Here is a 14,129-nt window from a genome sequence, read left to right as displayed (position 1 = left end):
CAGACCGGCAACCCGGCGCGCGGAGATCTCGGCGGTCCGCCGTCGGGCACGCCGCGGCGGACGGCGTCGGGCACGGCGGGCGACCGCACGGCGGCCACCACGAGCCACGTGCTGCTGATGTTCGGCGCGGTGCTGGTCGTCGTGCCGTTCCTGTGGGTCTTCGTGTCGTCGTTCAAGACGACGAGCGAGATCCTGGCCTCGCCCTTCTCGTTGCCGGCGGACCCGAGCCTGGACAACTACGTCAACGCGTGGACCGACGCGGGCATCGGCCGGTACTTCCTCAACACGATCGTCGTGGTCGGGTGCGCGCTGTTCCTCGTCATGCTGCTCGGCGCGCTGACGGCGTACGTCCTGGCCCGCTTCAGGTTCCCGGGCAACAAGGTGATCTACAACCTCATGCTCGCGGGCCTCACCTTCCCGGTGTTCCTCGCCATCGTGCCGCTGTTCTTCGTGCTGCGGAACGCGGGCCTGCTCAACACCCTGCCGGGGCTGATCGTCACGTACGTGGCCTTCGCGTTCCCGTTCACCGTGTTCTTCCTGTACTCGTTCTTCCGGAGCCTGCCGCACGAGGTGTCGGAGGCGGCGCAGGTCGACGGCGCGGGGGAGTGGCGCACGTTCTTCCAGATCATGCTGCCCATGGCACGGCCGGGCATGGCGTCCGTGGCGATCTTCAACTTCCTCGGTCTGTGGAACCAGTTCCTGCTCCCCGTGGCGCTGAACACCGAGACCGACAACTACGTGCTGACGCAGGGCATGGCGCAGTTCGCCTCGCAGGCGGGATACGCGGTGGACTTCGGCGCGCTGTACGCGGGCGTGGTCATGACCGTCATCCCCGTCCTCGTGGTGTACGTGTTCTTCCAGCGCCGGCTCCAGGGCTCGGTGGCGCAGGGCACGTTCCGCTGACCTCGGAGCCGGACGACCACGAGGCCGGCGTCAGCGGTCCAGGACGCGGGCGACCGCGTTCAGCGGGATGTGCAGCCAGCCGGGACGGTGGCGCGCCTCGTACACGGCCTCGTACAGCGCCTTGTCGAGGGTGAGCGCACGAAGGAGGAGCGAGGCCGTGGCGACGTCGAGCGCGCCGCCGGGCACCACCGCACCCGGCACGGCGCCGCCGTGGTCCCGCGACGACCCGACCTCGTCCCGGCCCTCGGGTTCGCCGAGGGACTGCCGGTAGCCCTCCAGGAACGAGAGCTGAGCCCGGGCCGACCACTCCGGGTCGGTCGCCTCGCCGACGGCGGCCGCGTAGTCGAACGACCGCAGCAGGCCCGCGACGTCCCGCAGCGGGAGATCCGGTGCGGTACGTTCGGCGACCGGCCGCTGCGGCTCGCCCTCGAAGTCCAGGACCTTCCACCCGGAGCGGGCGTGCAGGACCTGACCGAGGTGCAGGTCGCCGTGGATGGCCTGGAGCGGCACCGGGTGTTCGGCGGCGACCCGGGCGAGATGCCCGCTCACCTCGTCGTAGAAGGCGGTGACACCCCCGCGGTACGGCGCGAGCCCCGGGACGTCCGCGATCGCCTCGGCCGCCCGGCGCCGGAGCACACCCATGAACCCGCTCGCGTCCAGCGTGGCGTCCGTCGGGCGGGCGCCGGCCAGCGCGGTGTGCAGGTGCGCGACGACGGCGCCCAGTTCGGCCGCGCGCTCGTCGAACGCGACGCCCTCCTGGGCGTGGGCGCAGGCCAGTTCGAAGCCGTCGTCGGCCTCGGCGATGAGCTCGGAGACGACGGCGAGATGGGCGTGGGCCTCCCGGTCGCCCAGGTGGTCCGCGCCGGGCTGGTCCGTGCCGGGCGCGCCGGCGCTGCGCGTGCCCGGCACGGGCGGTTCCGGGGCGAGCACGTCCGGGGTGAGCACGTCGGGGCCGGGTCCGTCCGGGTCGAGCACGTCGGGGCCGAGCGGGGCCGGGCCGAGCGAGTCCGCGGCGGGCCCGGGCCCCGGGGGCGGCACGGGAAGCTCGACCGCGCCGAGGAAGCGGGGAACGCCGTCCCAGCCGGCCCGCGTGAGCGCCTCCGGGATGACGACGTCCGGGTGCGGGCCCAGCGGGACCGTGCGCAGGATCTTCAGGATCACACCGTCCGCCTGCTCCCCGGGGAACCCCGGGACCTCCGCCCGCAGCCCGGGTACCAGCACGGACGTGTTGGACTGTTCCCCGCCGAGCGGCCGCGCCCCGTCCAGCCACCCGCCCTCCGGCCGGACGATCGGCCGGTCCGCGTCGTCGGCGGATCGGGACGAACCCACCGACCGCCCGGCGGCGGTCCCGGGAGGACGTGACCGTTCCGTGGGGAGCGGCAGGTGCGTGGGGAGGGCCGCCGCGAGGTAGGCGTGCCAGGCCGCGGGGTGGGCACCGCCGTCGTACACGGTGAGCGGGCCGTCAGGGCCGTCGACGACGCCGATCGGCGCCGGCCCCCCGCCCGGCGACCGGCCGCTCCCTTCCCGGACGAGGACGAGCGGCACCTGGATCACGATCGCGCCCTCGTCCTCGGCCAGGCCCGGCCCGGCCAGGCGCAGCAGCGGCACGACGACGGTCGCGTGGCCGGCGGCGAGCCCGGGGACGTCCGCGTCCACGTCCGGCGGCGCCCCGGCCGGGAGTGCCAGCTCCACCGTGAGCCACGGCACGTGGCGCACGCCGTCGCCCGGTACCGGGTACCAGCGCCGGCCGGGCAACCAGCCGTCGAGCAGGCGCAGCACGCCGTCGGGCAGGGGACCGGCCCCGTCGTGCACGATGACGGTCCGCGCCTGGTCGATGATCGTCACACTCCTCCCGTGCTCGCGTGGCCCACGCCGCCCTGCGCGAGCACCAGCCAGTAGAAGTCGCGTGCCCCCCAGGTCATCGTGACGGTGCCGCCGTCGGACACGTCGGGGAACCCGGCGCCGCCGAAGACGTCGGTCAGCGTCCAGCCCGTGTACCGGGGGAGCTTCAGCGTGGCGGAGCGCGCGGTCGCGGACAGGTTGGCCGCGACCAGGATGGTCTCGGACTCGGCGGTGAGGGTGAAGGCGATGATCGCCTCGTCGTCGCAGTCGACCGCCTGGTAGGCGCCCGTGCCGAACGCCGGGTGCAGGCGGCGCACCGCGAGCATGCCGTGCACCCAGTGCAGCAGCGACGTCGGCTGCGCGAGCTGCGCCTCGACGTTGACGTGCTGGTAGTGGTGCACCAGCGACTGCACCAGCGGCAGGTACAGCTTGCCCGGGTCCGCGTGGGAGAAGCCCGCGTTGCGGTCCGGGGTCCACTGCATCGGGGTGCGCGACGAGTCGCGGTCGGGCAGCCAGATGTTGTCGCCCATGCCGATCTCGTCGCCGTAGTAGAGGCACGGCGAACCGGGGATGGCCAGCAGCAGGGCGTGCGCCAGCTCGATCTCCTTGCGCGAGTTGTCCAGCAGCGGCGCGAGCCGGCGGCGGATGCCGACGTTCGCGCGCATGCGCGGGTCCGGTGCGTACCAGCCGTACATCGCGGCCCGTTCCTCCGTGGTCACCATCTCGAGGGTGAGCTCGTCGTGGTTGCGCAGGAACGTGGACCACTGCCCGCCCGCCGGAATGGCGGGGGTGTCCGCGAGGATCTCCCGCAGACGGTTCGCCCGCTGGTCCCGGATGGCGTAGAAGATCCGCGGCATGACCGGGAAGTGGAAGCACATGTGGCACTCGGGCTCGTCCTCGGTGCCGAAGTACTCGACCACGTCCTGCGGCCACTGGTTCGCCTCGGCGAGCAGGATCCGGCCCGGGAACTCGGTGTCGACCATCTTGCGGACGCGTCGCAGGAAGCGATGCGTCTCGGGCAGGTTCTCGCAGTTGGTGCCCTCGGCCTCGAACAGGTACGGGACGGCGTCGAGCCGGAACCCGTCCACACCCAGGCGCAGCCAGAACCGGGCCACGTCCAGCATCGCCTCGGCCACGAGCGGGTTGTCGAAGTTCAGGTCCGGCTGGTGGCTGAAGAAGCGGTGCCAGAAGTACTGCCGCCGCACCGGGTCGAAGGTCCAGTTCGACGTCTCGGTGTCCACGAAGATGATGCGGGCGTCCCGGTAGCGCTCCGGGTCGTCGCTCCACACGTAGAAGTCGCCGTACGGCCCGTCCGGGTCCGACCGCGACGCCTGGAACCACGGGTGCTGGTCGCTCGAGTGGTTCATGACCAGGTCGATCACCACGCGGATGCCGCGCTCGTGGGCCGCCGTGACCAGGTCGCGGAAGTCGTCGACCGTGCCGTACTGCGGCGCGATGGCGGTGAAGTCCGCGACGTCGTACCCGCCGTCGCGCAGCGGGGACGGGTAGATCGGCGGGATCCACAGGCAGTCGACGCCGAGCCACTCGACGTAGTCGAGCCGGTCGATGAGGCCGCGCAGGTCGCCGATCCCGGCGTCGCCCGGGTCGGAGAAAGCCCGTACCAGCACCTCGTAGAACACGGCCCTGCGGTACCACTCCGGGTCGTCCGACAGGCCCGGGCGGCGCGACTCGACCTGGGGCTGCCGCCGGGGCGGGAGCGCCTGCACGGGGATGGGCGCGGTGACGGGCCGGGGCACCTCCCGCTCGGTGCCGGGCGCGGGCCGGCTCGTCTCGCGGTCCGGTTGCTCGGCGGGGCCGCCCGGCCCGAACGTGGTCATGAGATGCCTCCCGTGCCACCGGGGTCCGTGCCGGCGGGCGCCACGTGCAGGACGTGCGCCACGCGGTGGGCGGGGTCGAGACGGACGTACGGGGTCGCGCCCCAGCCGTAGGTCTCGTCGGAGAGCAGGTCGTGCGCCACGTAGAACGGGGCGTCCGCGTCGCCCTCCGGTGGGGTGAGGCCGAGGGATTTCAGGTCCAGGTGCACGAGCGACTCCTGAGAGTTCCAGGGATCAAGATTCACCACGACCACGATCACGTCGTCGTGTACGGGGGTGGTGACGGGCACGGCGCCCACGCCGGCGCCGCGCCCAGCGACCGTGCTGCCCCCTGGCTCCATGGTGCTGCCCTTCGAACCGTTTCGCGCGCCGGGGACGAATTCTGCGCCGATTCGTCGCGAGAAGGCCACTACCTGGTCGTTCGTCGTGGGATGCACGGTCAGGTTGCGGAGCTGGCGGAGCGCGGGATGCTCCCGGCGGATCGCGTTGAGGCGCGTGACCAGCGACGCGATCCCGTACTCGGCGGCCCGCTCCCACGCCCGGGGCCGGAACTCGTACTTCTCGTTGTCGATGTGTTCCTCGACGCCCGGCCGCGGCGTGTTCTCCACGAGCTCGTAGCCCGAGTACATGCCCCACGACGGCGAGCCCGTCGCGGCGAGGACCGCGCGCACCGCGTGCCCGGCCACCCCGCCGTGCTGCACGTAGGGCGTGAGGATGTCGTGGGTCGTGGGCCAGAAGTTCGGCCGCATCACGGAACCGAGCGGCCCGGACACCTCCGTGAGGTACTCCTCGATCTCCTGCTTGGTGTTGCGCCACGTGAAGTACGTGTACGACTGGTGGAAGCCGACCCGCGCCAGCGTCTGCATCATGGCCGGCTTGGTGAACGCCTCGCTGAGGAAGATGACCTCGGGGTTCGTGGCGTGCACCTCGGCGAGCAGCCACTCCCAGAAGTCGAGGGGCTTGGTGTGCGGGTTGTCGACGCGGAACAGGGTCACGCCGCGGTCGATCCAGGTGCGGATGACGCCCAGGACCGCGGCGTACAGCCCGTCCGGATCGGTGTCGAAGCTGAGCGGGTAGATGTCCTGGTACTTCTTCGGCGGGTTCTCCGCGTACGCGATCGACCCGTCCGCGCGGACCACGAACCACTCGGGGTGCTCCGTCACCCACGGGTGGTCCGGGGAGCACTGCAGCGCGACGTCGAGCGCCACCTCGAGGCCGGCGCCCCGGGCCTCCTCGACGAACGCCACGAAGTCCTCCTCGGTGCCCAGGTCGCGGTGGATGGCGTCGTGGCCGCCGTCGGGCGAGCCGATGGCGTACGGGCTGCCCGGGTCACCGGGCTCGGCGTCGAGCGTGTTGTTCCGCCCCTTGCGGAACGTGGTGCCGATCGGGGACACGGGAGTGAGGTAGACGACGTCGAACCCCATGGCGGCGATCGCGGGCAGGCGCTTCGCGGCCGTGGCGAACGTGCCCGAGACCCACGTCCCGTCCGGCTTCCGGTGGGCGCCCTCCGAACGCGGGAACATCTCGTACCACGCGCCGGCCAGGGCGAGCGGCCGGGCCACGCGCAGCGGGTACGTGTCCGACGCCGACACGAGCTCCCGGTGCGGCGCCCGCGCCATGGCGTCGCGCACCTCGGGTGACGTCGCCGCGGCGAGCCTGACGGCGGCCGGGCGGGAGTCGTCCTCCAGGGCCGCGAGCGTCCCGGCGAGCAACTCGGTGTCGGCCGCCGTGCGGTGCGGCGCGATCAGGGCGTCGCGCCGGGCCGGGCGCAGCACGCGGCGGAAGAGGCGGGCGCCCTCGGCGAGCATGAGATCGACGTCGATCCCGGCGCCGATCTTGATGGTGGCGTCGTGCGTCCACGTCGCGTACGGGTCGCTCCAGGCCTCGACGCGGAACGACCAGTCGCCCGTGTCGTCCGGCTGCAGGAAGCCGCGGAACCGGTCCAGCCCGGGGGCGACGTCGGTCATGGGCGCCCACGAGTGGTCCGTGCCGTCCGGCGCGACGAGCACGGCGGTGGCCGAGACGGCGTCGTGCCCCTCCCGGAACACGGTCGCGGTCACGGGGACGACCTCGCCCACGGCGGCCTTGGCGGGCCATCGCCCGCCCTCGACCACCGGGGAGACCTGGATGACGGGAATGCGGCCGATGCCGCCGGTTCTCGCGCGGCCGACGCCGCCTGCCGAGTTGTGCACGCTGCTCACACCGCCACGCTATCGATCCCGGGTTGCCGCGCGCACGGGGGCACGCCAACGGCTTGCGCAAGGTTCACGCGTCGTCCATCGGGCGTGGTCAGGCGAACCATGAACACCGGGTGTGTCGCCGCCCGCGAGTGCGTAGGGTTCGTACCCGTGAGAGCGATCCGCCGATTCACGGTACGCACGGTCCTTCCGGAGCCCCTCGCGGCACTCGACGAGCTGTCCCACAACCTGCGCTGGTCCTGGCACGCGCCCACGCGCGAGCTCTTCGCCGAGGTCGACCCCGAGCTCTGGGCGGATGTGAAGGGCGATCCCGTCGCGTTCCTCGCGGCGCTCGGCTCCGAGCGTCTCGCCGCCCTGGCGGCGGACGAGGGCTTCGTGGGGCGCACGCGGGCGGCCGCGGCCGAGCTGCACCGCTACCTGCACGATCCGCTGTGGTACCAGGAGCAGCGGTCCGCCGGCGGGGCGGAGCTCCCGCGCGGCATCGCGTACTTCTCGCCCGAGTTCGGCATCACGTCGGTGCTGCCGCAGTACTCCGGCGGCCTGGGCATCCTGGCGGGGGACCACCTGAAGTCGGCGTCGGATCTCGGCGTGCCGATCGTGGGGGTCGGTCTGCTGTACGGCGCGGGCTACTTCAAGCAGTCCCTCACCCGCGACGGCTGGCAACTCGAGACCTATCCGCTGCTGGACCCGGACGGTCTGCCGCTGACGGTGCTGCGCGAGGAGGACGGCACGCCCGCCCAGGTCTCGCTCGGGCTGCCGGGTGGCCGCAGGCTGCACGCCCACATCTGGGTGGCGGCCGTCGGCCGGGTGCCGCTGCTGCTCCTGGACTCGAACGTGCCCGAGAACGACGAGGCGGCGCGTGTCGTCACCGACCGCCTGTACGGCGGGGGCGGCGAGCACCGCCTGCAGCAGGAGCTGCTGCTCGGCGTGGGCGGCGTGCGGGCGCTGCGCGTCTGGTCGCGGCTGACCGGCGCGCCGGAGCCGGAGGTCTACCACACCAACGAGGGGCACGCCGGGTTCCTCGGCGTCGAGCGGATCCGGGAACTGGTCGCCCAGGGCCTCGGCATCGACGACGCGCTCGAGGCGGTGCGCGCCGCGACGGTGTTCACGACCCACACCCCCGTGCCGGCCGGCATCGACCGGTTCGCGAAGGAGCTGGTCAGCGGCTACTTCGGGGGCGACAACCAGATGGACGGCGTGCCGGTCGAGCGGGTCCTGGCGCTCGGCGCCGAGGACTACGAGGGCGGCGACCCGACCGTCTTCAACATGGCGGTCATGGGGCTGCGGCTCGGCGGTCGCGCGAACGGCGTCTCGCTCCTGCACGGCCAGGTGTCGCGCGAGATGTTCGAGGGGCTGTGGCCCGGTTTCGACGCCCGCGAGGTTCCGATCACCTCGGTCACCAACGGGGTGCACTCGCCCACCTGGGTCGCGCCGCGCCTGGCGCGGCTGCAGGCCGAACGGCTCGGGCTGGACCAGCTGACCGCGCCCGAGGCGTCGAGCGGCTGGCTCGATCCCGGCCGGGTGTCCGACGCCGACCTGTGGGCCGCGCGCGCCGAGATGCGCGGCGAGCTCGTGGCGGAGGTGCGCCGGCGCGTGCGCAAGTCCTGGCGCGAGCGCGGCGCCTCGCCCGCCGAGCTCGGCTGGATCGACGACGTGTTCTCGCCGGACGTCCTGACCATCGGCTTCGCGCGCCGGGTGCCGACGTACAAGCGGCTGACCCTGATGCTGCGCGACCCGGCGCGGCTCCGGTCTCTCCTGCTGCACCCGGAGCACCCGGTCCAGCTCGTGGTGGCCGGCAAGTCGCACCCGGCCGACGAGCAGGGCAAGCGCCTGATCCAGCAGCTCGTGCGATTCGCGGACGACCCGGCGGTGCGGCACCGCATCGTCTTCCTCCCGAACTATGACATCGCGATGGCACAGGCCCTCTACCCGGGGTGCGACGTCTGGCTCAACAACCCGCTGCGTCCCCTGGAGGCGTCCGGCACGTCCGGCATGAAGTCCGCCCTGAACGGCGGCCTCAACCTGTCCATCGAGGACGGCTGGTGGGCCGAGTGGTACGACGGCGAGAACGGCTGGGGCATCCCGACCGCCGACGGCGTGGACGACGCCGACCGCCGCGACGACCTCGAGGCCGCGGCCCTGTACAACCTGATCGAGTCGCAGGTCGCTCCGCTGTTCTACGACCGGACGGCGGACGGTGTCCCCGGGCGCTGGCTGGAGATGGTGCGCCACACGCTCGCGACGCTCGGTCCGAAGGTGCAGGCCACGCGCATGGTCCGCGAGTACGTGCACGGCCTGTACGCGCCGGCGGCCGCGTCGGGGCGGACGCTCGGCGCGGACGGCTTCGCCGCGGCACGGGACCTCGCCGCCTGGAAGGCCCGGGTGCGGGCGGGATGGCCGCAGGTCCGCGTCGACCACGTGGAGTCCGCCGGGATCGCCGACGCCGCCCGGGTGGGCGACCGGCTCACGGTGCGGGCGTACGTCTCGCTGGGTTCGCTCACCCCCGACGACGTCGAGGTGCAGATCGTGCACGGGCGGGTCTCCGAGGCGGACATGATCGAGGACTTCGACGCGGATCCGCTGGCCCTGACCGATTCCTACGAGGCCGGCCGGCACGCGTTCGCCGGCGAGGTGGACCTCGGGTCCTCCGGCCCCTTCGGGTACACGGTGCGCATCGTCCCGCACCACCCGGGCCAGCCGAACGTCGCGGACCTGGGCCTGGTGGCGAACGCATAGCCGCCGATCGTGCCCGGCTGAGGCGTGAGGCGCGCGGCGGCCGGCCGGTCAGCCGTGGCGCTCCGGTCGGCGGGGGATGGGCTTTGCCGAGGTGATGAGGCCGGCCGGGATCCAGAGCTCCTGCGGTTCCCCGCGTCCGGGGCGCGGGTCCGTGCGCACGCGCAGGCCGTCGTCGGACACCGTGAGCACGAAGCCGATGACGTCCGTCCAGACCCCGCCGCGGCGGTCCGCGCGTGCCGCGGCGGACTCGGCCGCCGCGAGCCGCCGCCGGACGACGACGCGCGTCCCGGGAGCGAGCCCACGCCAGGGCCGGCCGGCGGGCGGGACGGGCCGGGGTGTGTCGGAGTTCACGTGCTGCCTTCGCCGAGGAATGAGACGGTGGACGCGGCGAGCACGCCGCTCCTGGAATACTAGGGTCGGACCGGGCACGACCCGCAGATGCGGTCCGGCCCGAGTACATCGAGTACGTTCCCCGAGGAAGGGTCCCGCAGTGACCTACGTGATCGCTCAGCCGTGCGTCGACGTCAAGGACAAGGCGTGCATCGAGGAGTGTCCCGTGGACTGCATCTACGAGGGCAGCCGCTCCCTCTACATCCACCCGGACGAGTGCGTCGACTGCGGCGCCTGCGAGCCGGTCTGCCCGGTCGAGGCCATCTACTACGAGGACGACGTCCCCGAGGAGTGGAAGGACTACTACCGCGCCAACGTGGAGTTCTTCGACGAGATCGGCTCGCCCGGCGGCGCCGCGAAGATGGGCCTGATCGACAAGGACGACCCGATGATCGCGGCCCTCCCGCCGCAGGCCTGACCCGGCTCGCCCGCGCAGCATGGGGCTCGCCGACCTCTCCGGGATCACGTTCCCCTGGGACACCCTCGCCGAGCTCGAGGCGACCGCGCGGGCACATCCCGGCGGGATGATCGACCTGTCGATGGGCACGCCCGTCGACCCGACGCCGCCGCTCGTCCGCGAGGCGCTCGCGGCCGCCGCCGACGCACCCGGCTACCCCACGACGGCGGGCACGCCGCAGCTGCGTGCCGCCGTCGCGGAATGGTTCGCCCGGCGGCGCCGCGTGCCCGGCCTCGAGCTCGACCAGGTGCTGCCCACGGTGGGCTCCAAGGAACTCGTGGGCCTGCTGCCGTCGCTGCTCGGGGTGGGTCCGGGCGACGTCGTCGTCCATCCCGAGATCGCGTACCCCACCTACGCCGTGGGCGCCGCCGCGGCCGGGGCGACGGCGCTCGCCACCGACGACGTCGATGCCTGGGCCGGGCGCGACGACGTGCGTCTCGTCTGGGTGAACAGCCCGGCCAACCCGCACGGGCGGGTGCTGGACGTCGCCGAGCTGCGCCGGGTCGTCGCGGCGGCCCGGGAGATCGGCGCCGTCGTCGTCTCCGACGAGTGCTACGCGGAGCTCGGCTGGGGGCCGTGGGCCCCCGCCGGCGGGTCCGGCGACCGGGGCGGCGTGCCGAGCATCCTCGATCCGCGCGTTTGTGACAATTCCCACGTCGGGCTGCTGGCGGCCTACTCGCTGTCCAAGCAGTCGAACCTCGCGGGGTACCGCGCGGCGTTCGTCGCGGGGGACGGCGAACTCGTCGGGCAGCTGCTGGCGCGGCGCAGGCACCTGGGGCTGATCGTCCCGGCGCCGGTGCAGGCCGCGATGGTCGCGGCGCTCGGCGACGACGAGCACGTCGCCGCTCAGCGGCGGATCTACGGGGCCCGGCGGCGGGCGCTGGCGGGCGCGCTGGAACGTGCGGGGCTCGTCGTGGACCACTCCGAAGCGGGTCTTTACCTGTGGGTGCGGGCAGGGGCCGAGCGGTTCGCCGAGCGGGGCGTGCTCGTGGCGCCGGGCGGGCTCTACGGTCGGGCCGGTGAGGATCATGTGCGGACGGCGCTCACGGCGACGGACGCGCAGGTGGCGGACGTTGTGTCCCGACTCACAAATTCTTGACCTACGGGTTGGATTCACAAAGCCTTGACACGGTACGGTTTTGCTTCAGGTCGACGCTGCCCTGCTCCCTCACAAGGGACAGCGCACCGCGTGCTTCAAGGAAGGAAGTCATGACGTCCACCACGCCGGCGAACGCCAAGTCCACCGTCGAACTCGTCGTCGACGGCACCGCCCGACCTCTGTCCGTCGTCGCCGCGAGCGAGGGCGCCAGCGGCTTCAAGGTGAACACGCTGCTCAGGGATACCGGCCTCGTCACGCTCGATCCCGGGTTCACGAACACGGCGTCGTGCGAGTCCGCGATCACCTACATCGACGGCGACCAGGGGATCCTGCGGTACCGCGGCTACCCGATCGAGCAGGTGGCCGAGGGGGCGAGCTTCCTCGAGGTGGCCGCCCTCCTCATCGATGGGGAACTGCCGGGCGCCGAGGCGCTGGCGGCCTTCGAGGAGAAGGTCGGCAAGCACGCGGGCCTGCCCGACGGGTTCGGCGCGTTCCTGGCAGCGCTCCCGGCCGACGGGCACCCCATGGCGACCCTGGCCGCCGCGATCAACGCGCTGGCCGCCTGGTACCCCGAGGTGGTCGACCCCCGCGACGAGGCCCAGGTCGACTCCGCCACGGCGATGCTGCTGGCGAAGACCGCGACGATCACCGCGGCGCTGCACCGCCGTCGCACCGGACAGGATCTCGTGGCGCCCGACGCGTCCAACGGCTACGTCGCGGACTTCCTGCGCCAGACGTTCGGCGGCCCGGGCGGCGAGTACGCGGCGGAGCCGGCAATCGTCGACGCGCTGGAGAAGCTGCTCATCCTGCACGCCGACCACGAGCAGAACTGCTCGACGTCGACGGTGCGGGTGGTGGGGTCCTCGAACGCGACCCTGTTCGCGTCGGTGGCCGCCGGCGTGAACGCGCTGTCCGGTCCGGCGCACGGCGGGGCCAACGAGGCGGTGCTCGTGATGCTGGAGAAGATCCGCTCCGGTGGCGAGACCGTCGAGACCTTCATGGACAAGGTCAAGAACAAGGCCGACGGCGTCCGCCTCATGGGCTTCGGCCACCGGGTCTACAAGTCCTACGACCCGCGTGCCGCCATCGTGAAGAAGTCCGCCGACGAGGTGCTCGAGAAGCTGGGCGCCAAGGACGAGCTCCTGGAGATCGCCCAGGGCCTGGAGCAGATCGCGCTCAGCGACGACTACTTCGTGGAGCGCAAGCTCTACCCGAACGTCGACTTCTACACCGGCCTCATCTACAAGGCGATGGGCTTCGACCCCGCCATGTTCACGCCGCTGTTCGCGCTCGGCCGCATGCCGGGCTGGATCGCCCAGTGGCGGGAGATGGCGAACGACCCGGCCACGAAGATCGGCCGGCCGCGCCAGGTCTACACCGGCGCCACCGAGCGCGCCTTCACCCCGGTCTCCCAGCGCTGACCACGCCGCCGGCGGGCGCCACCGCCGGGCACGGCCGGTCCGGCCGTGCACCGGTTGTGCAGGGCATGTCGGTTTCCTCGGCTAACCTCTCGGGCGTGAGCCGTTCCACGCTTCTTGCCCGCCGGAGCGCGGCCCATCGCGGGCTGCTCCTGCTGGTGTGGCTGCTGGTGGCGGGGCTGGCCGCGAGTCTCGGCGTCACCGTCGGGTACGTCCGTGCCGCCGGCGTCGACGACGCCCGCACCGGGCTCGCCGCCGCGTCGCCCGCCGGGCGCGGGCTGCTCCTCGTGACGCGGCTCGCCGACGGAGCCGCGGCCGCCGCCGCGCAGGACGCGCGGGTCGCGGAGGCCGTCGACGATCGCCTCGGGGGCACGCCGTACACGGTGTACCGCGAGACACGTACCGAAGGGGTGCCGGTCGCCGGCAACGGCGCGCTGCTGGAGGACCGCTGGGTGGTCTCCACCCCGGCGCTCCTCGCGGACGCCGGCGCCGAACGGCCGGGCGACGTCCCCTCGGGTGAATGGGTCGGCGTGGATCCCGGGATCGCCGACACGACCGAGGGCACCTGGCCCGAGGACGCAGCGGAGGGCGAGCCGCCGCAGGTGGCGGTCCACGCCGCAGCCGCCGAGGCCGCGGGCATCGAGGTCGGCGACACCCTCCGGCTGGGTGCCGACGACGAGGACCCGGGGGGCACGGGAACCTCGGTGGTCGTCTCCGGACTGTGGCGGCTCACCGACGCCGGCGTGTCCCGCTGGTTCGGCGACCCGCTCACCACGACCGGCGGCGACGGCACCGTCGCCGGCCCGATCCTCCTCGCCGGCAGCGTCCTGGAGGACCTCGACACCACCCCGTTCGCCCGCTGGCTCGTGGTTCCGGACGCGGACCGGGTCACGCCCGCCGACCTGGAGCGGTCGGTCACCCTCGCCGACGACCTCGACGCCGCCCTGGCCGACGACGACGCCGTCGCGATCCGCGGCTTCCAGGCCCTCGGCAGCCTCGGTGACACGGCCCGTACCACGCTCACCGCGATCCGCGCGGCCGACGCCGTCGCCCTCGTGGCGCTGGTCCTTCTCGCCCTGACCGGCCTGGTGGCGCTCGTACAGGTGGCGCGCCTGCTCGCGACGGTCCGGGACGGCGAGGTGGCGCTCCTCGTCTCCCGCGGGGCGGACCCCGCCACGGTGCAGGCCGCCGCGACCGTGGAGGGCGCCGTGCTGGCGGTGACGGCGTCGGCGGTGGGCGCGGCCGCCGCCG

At 73.2% G+C, this 14,129-nt stretch carries 10 protein-coding genes; 6 read left to right on the top strand and 4 right to left on the bottom strand.

Translation table 11 applies throughout. From position 1 onward, the window contains the following. Positions 1-108 precede the first annotated feature (108 nt). Positions 109-903, top strand: coding sequence for a carbohydrate ABC transporter permease (locus IIE03_RS09375; RefSeq protein WP_318842892.1), 795 nt, complete (start codon positions 109-111; stop codon positions 901-903). Between the two features lie 30 nt (positions 904-933). Here IIE03_RS09375 and IIE03_RS09370 read toward each other — a convergent pair whose 3' ends face one another. The 3 genes from IIE03_RS09370 to IIE03_RS09360 are packed head-to-tail and all read right to left on the bottom strand — an operon-like array spanning position 934 to position 6,781. Then, positions 934-2,748, bottom strand: coding sequence for a hypothetical protein (locus IIE03_RS09370; RefSeq protein ID WP_192862490.1), 1,815 nt, complete (start codon positions 2,746-2,748; stop codon positions 934-936). After that, entirely contained in the window at positions 2,745-4,583 is a 1,839-nt protein-coding gene (treS, locus tag IIE03_RS09365; protein WP_192862489.1) for a maltose alpha-D-glucosyltransferase, read from the bottom strand. Before treS ends, IIE03_RS09370 begins: the two co-directional genes overlap by 4 nt. Next, positions 4,580-6,781 carry an alpha-1,4-glucan--maltose-1-phosphate maltosyltransferase gene (locus IIE03_RS09360; protein WP_318842890.1) on the bottom strand — a complete coding sequence of 734 codons (2,202 nt, stop codon included), beginning with the start codon at positions 6,779-6,781 and terminating at the stop codon, positions 4,580-4,582. Before IIE03_RS09360 ends, treS begins: the two co-directional genes overlap by 4 nt. Before the next feature lie 147 nt (positions 6,782-6,928). On the opposite strand from IIE03_RS09360, the gene glgP reads away from it, so the two are divergent. Beyond that, positions 6,929-9,514, top strand: a complete 2,586-nt coding sequence (gene glgP / locus IIE03_RS09355) for an alpha-glucan family phosphorylase (protein ID WP_192862488.1) — start codon at positions 6,929-6,931, stop codon at positions 9,512-9,514. Positions 9,515-9,562: 48 nt separating this feature from the next. Here glgP and IIE03_RS09350 read toward each other — a convergent pair whose 3' ends face one another. Continuing rightward, the gene (locus IIE03_RS09350; protein WP_192862487.1) at positions 9,563-9,865 is read right to left on the bottom strand and encodes a hypothetical protein; all 303 of its coding nucleotides are present in this window, start codon (positions 9,863-9,865) and stop codon (positions 9,563-9,565) included. Positions 9,866-10,004: 139 nt separating this feature from the next. Between IIE03_RS09350 and fdxA the strand changes: the two genes are divergently transcribed. The 4 genes from fdxA to IIE03_RS09330 all read left to right on the top strand — a co-directional run. Next, positions 10,005-10,322: a ferredoxin gene (gene fdxA, locus IIE03_RS09345; RefSeq protein ID WP_192862486.1), complete on the top strand. Its 318-nt coding sequence runs from the start codon at positions 10,005-10,007 to the stop codon at positions 10,320-10,322. Between the two features lie 19 nt (positions 10,323-10,341). Next, positions 10,342-11,460 carry a succinyldiaminopimelate transaminase gene (gene dapC / locus IIE03_RS09340; RefSeq protein WP_192862485.1) on the top strand — a complete coding sequence of 373 codons (1,119 nt, stop codon included), beginning with the start codon at positions 10,342-10,344 and terminating at the stop codon, positions 11,458-11,460. Positions 11,461-11,570: 110 nt separating this feature from the next. After that, positions 11,571-12,881 carry a citrate synthase gene (locus tag IIE03_RS09335; protein ID WP_192862484.1) on the top strand — a complete coding sequence of 437 codons (1,311 nt, stop codon included), beginning with the start codon at positions 11,571-11,573 and terminating at the stop codon, positions 12,879-12,881. Between the two features lie 95 nt (positions 12,882-12,976). After that, on the top strand, positions 12,977-14,129 hold a 1,153-nt coding region (locus tag IIE03_RS09330), incomplete at its 3' end, for a hypothetical protein (protein ID WP_225997509.1).

Origin of the sequence: Myceligenerans pegani (assembly GCF_014892515.1) — a bacterium.
GTDB lineage: Bacteria > Actinomycetota > Actinomycetes > Actinomycetales > Cellulomonadaceae > Myceligenerans > Myceligenerans pegani.
Note: the sequence above shows the minus strand (reverse complement) of the source record. Positions and strands in the feature narration are given on the sequence as shown.

Excerpts from the sequence above, each read along its gene's own strand:
- IIE03_RS09335 (WP_192862484.1), top strand. The coding sequence starts at position 11,571 with ATGACGTCCACCACGCCGGCGAACGCCAAGTCCACCGTCGAACTCGTC.
- dapC (WP_192862485.1), top strand. The coding sequence starts at position 10,342 with ATGGGGCTCGCCGACCTCTCCGGGATCACGTTCCCCTGGGACACCCTC.
- treS (WP_192862489.1), bottom strand. The coding sequence starts at position 4,583 with ATGACCACGTTCGGGCCGGGCGGCCCCGCCGAGCAACCGGACCGCGAG.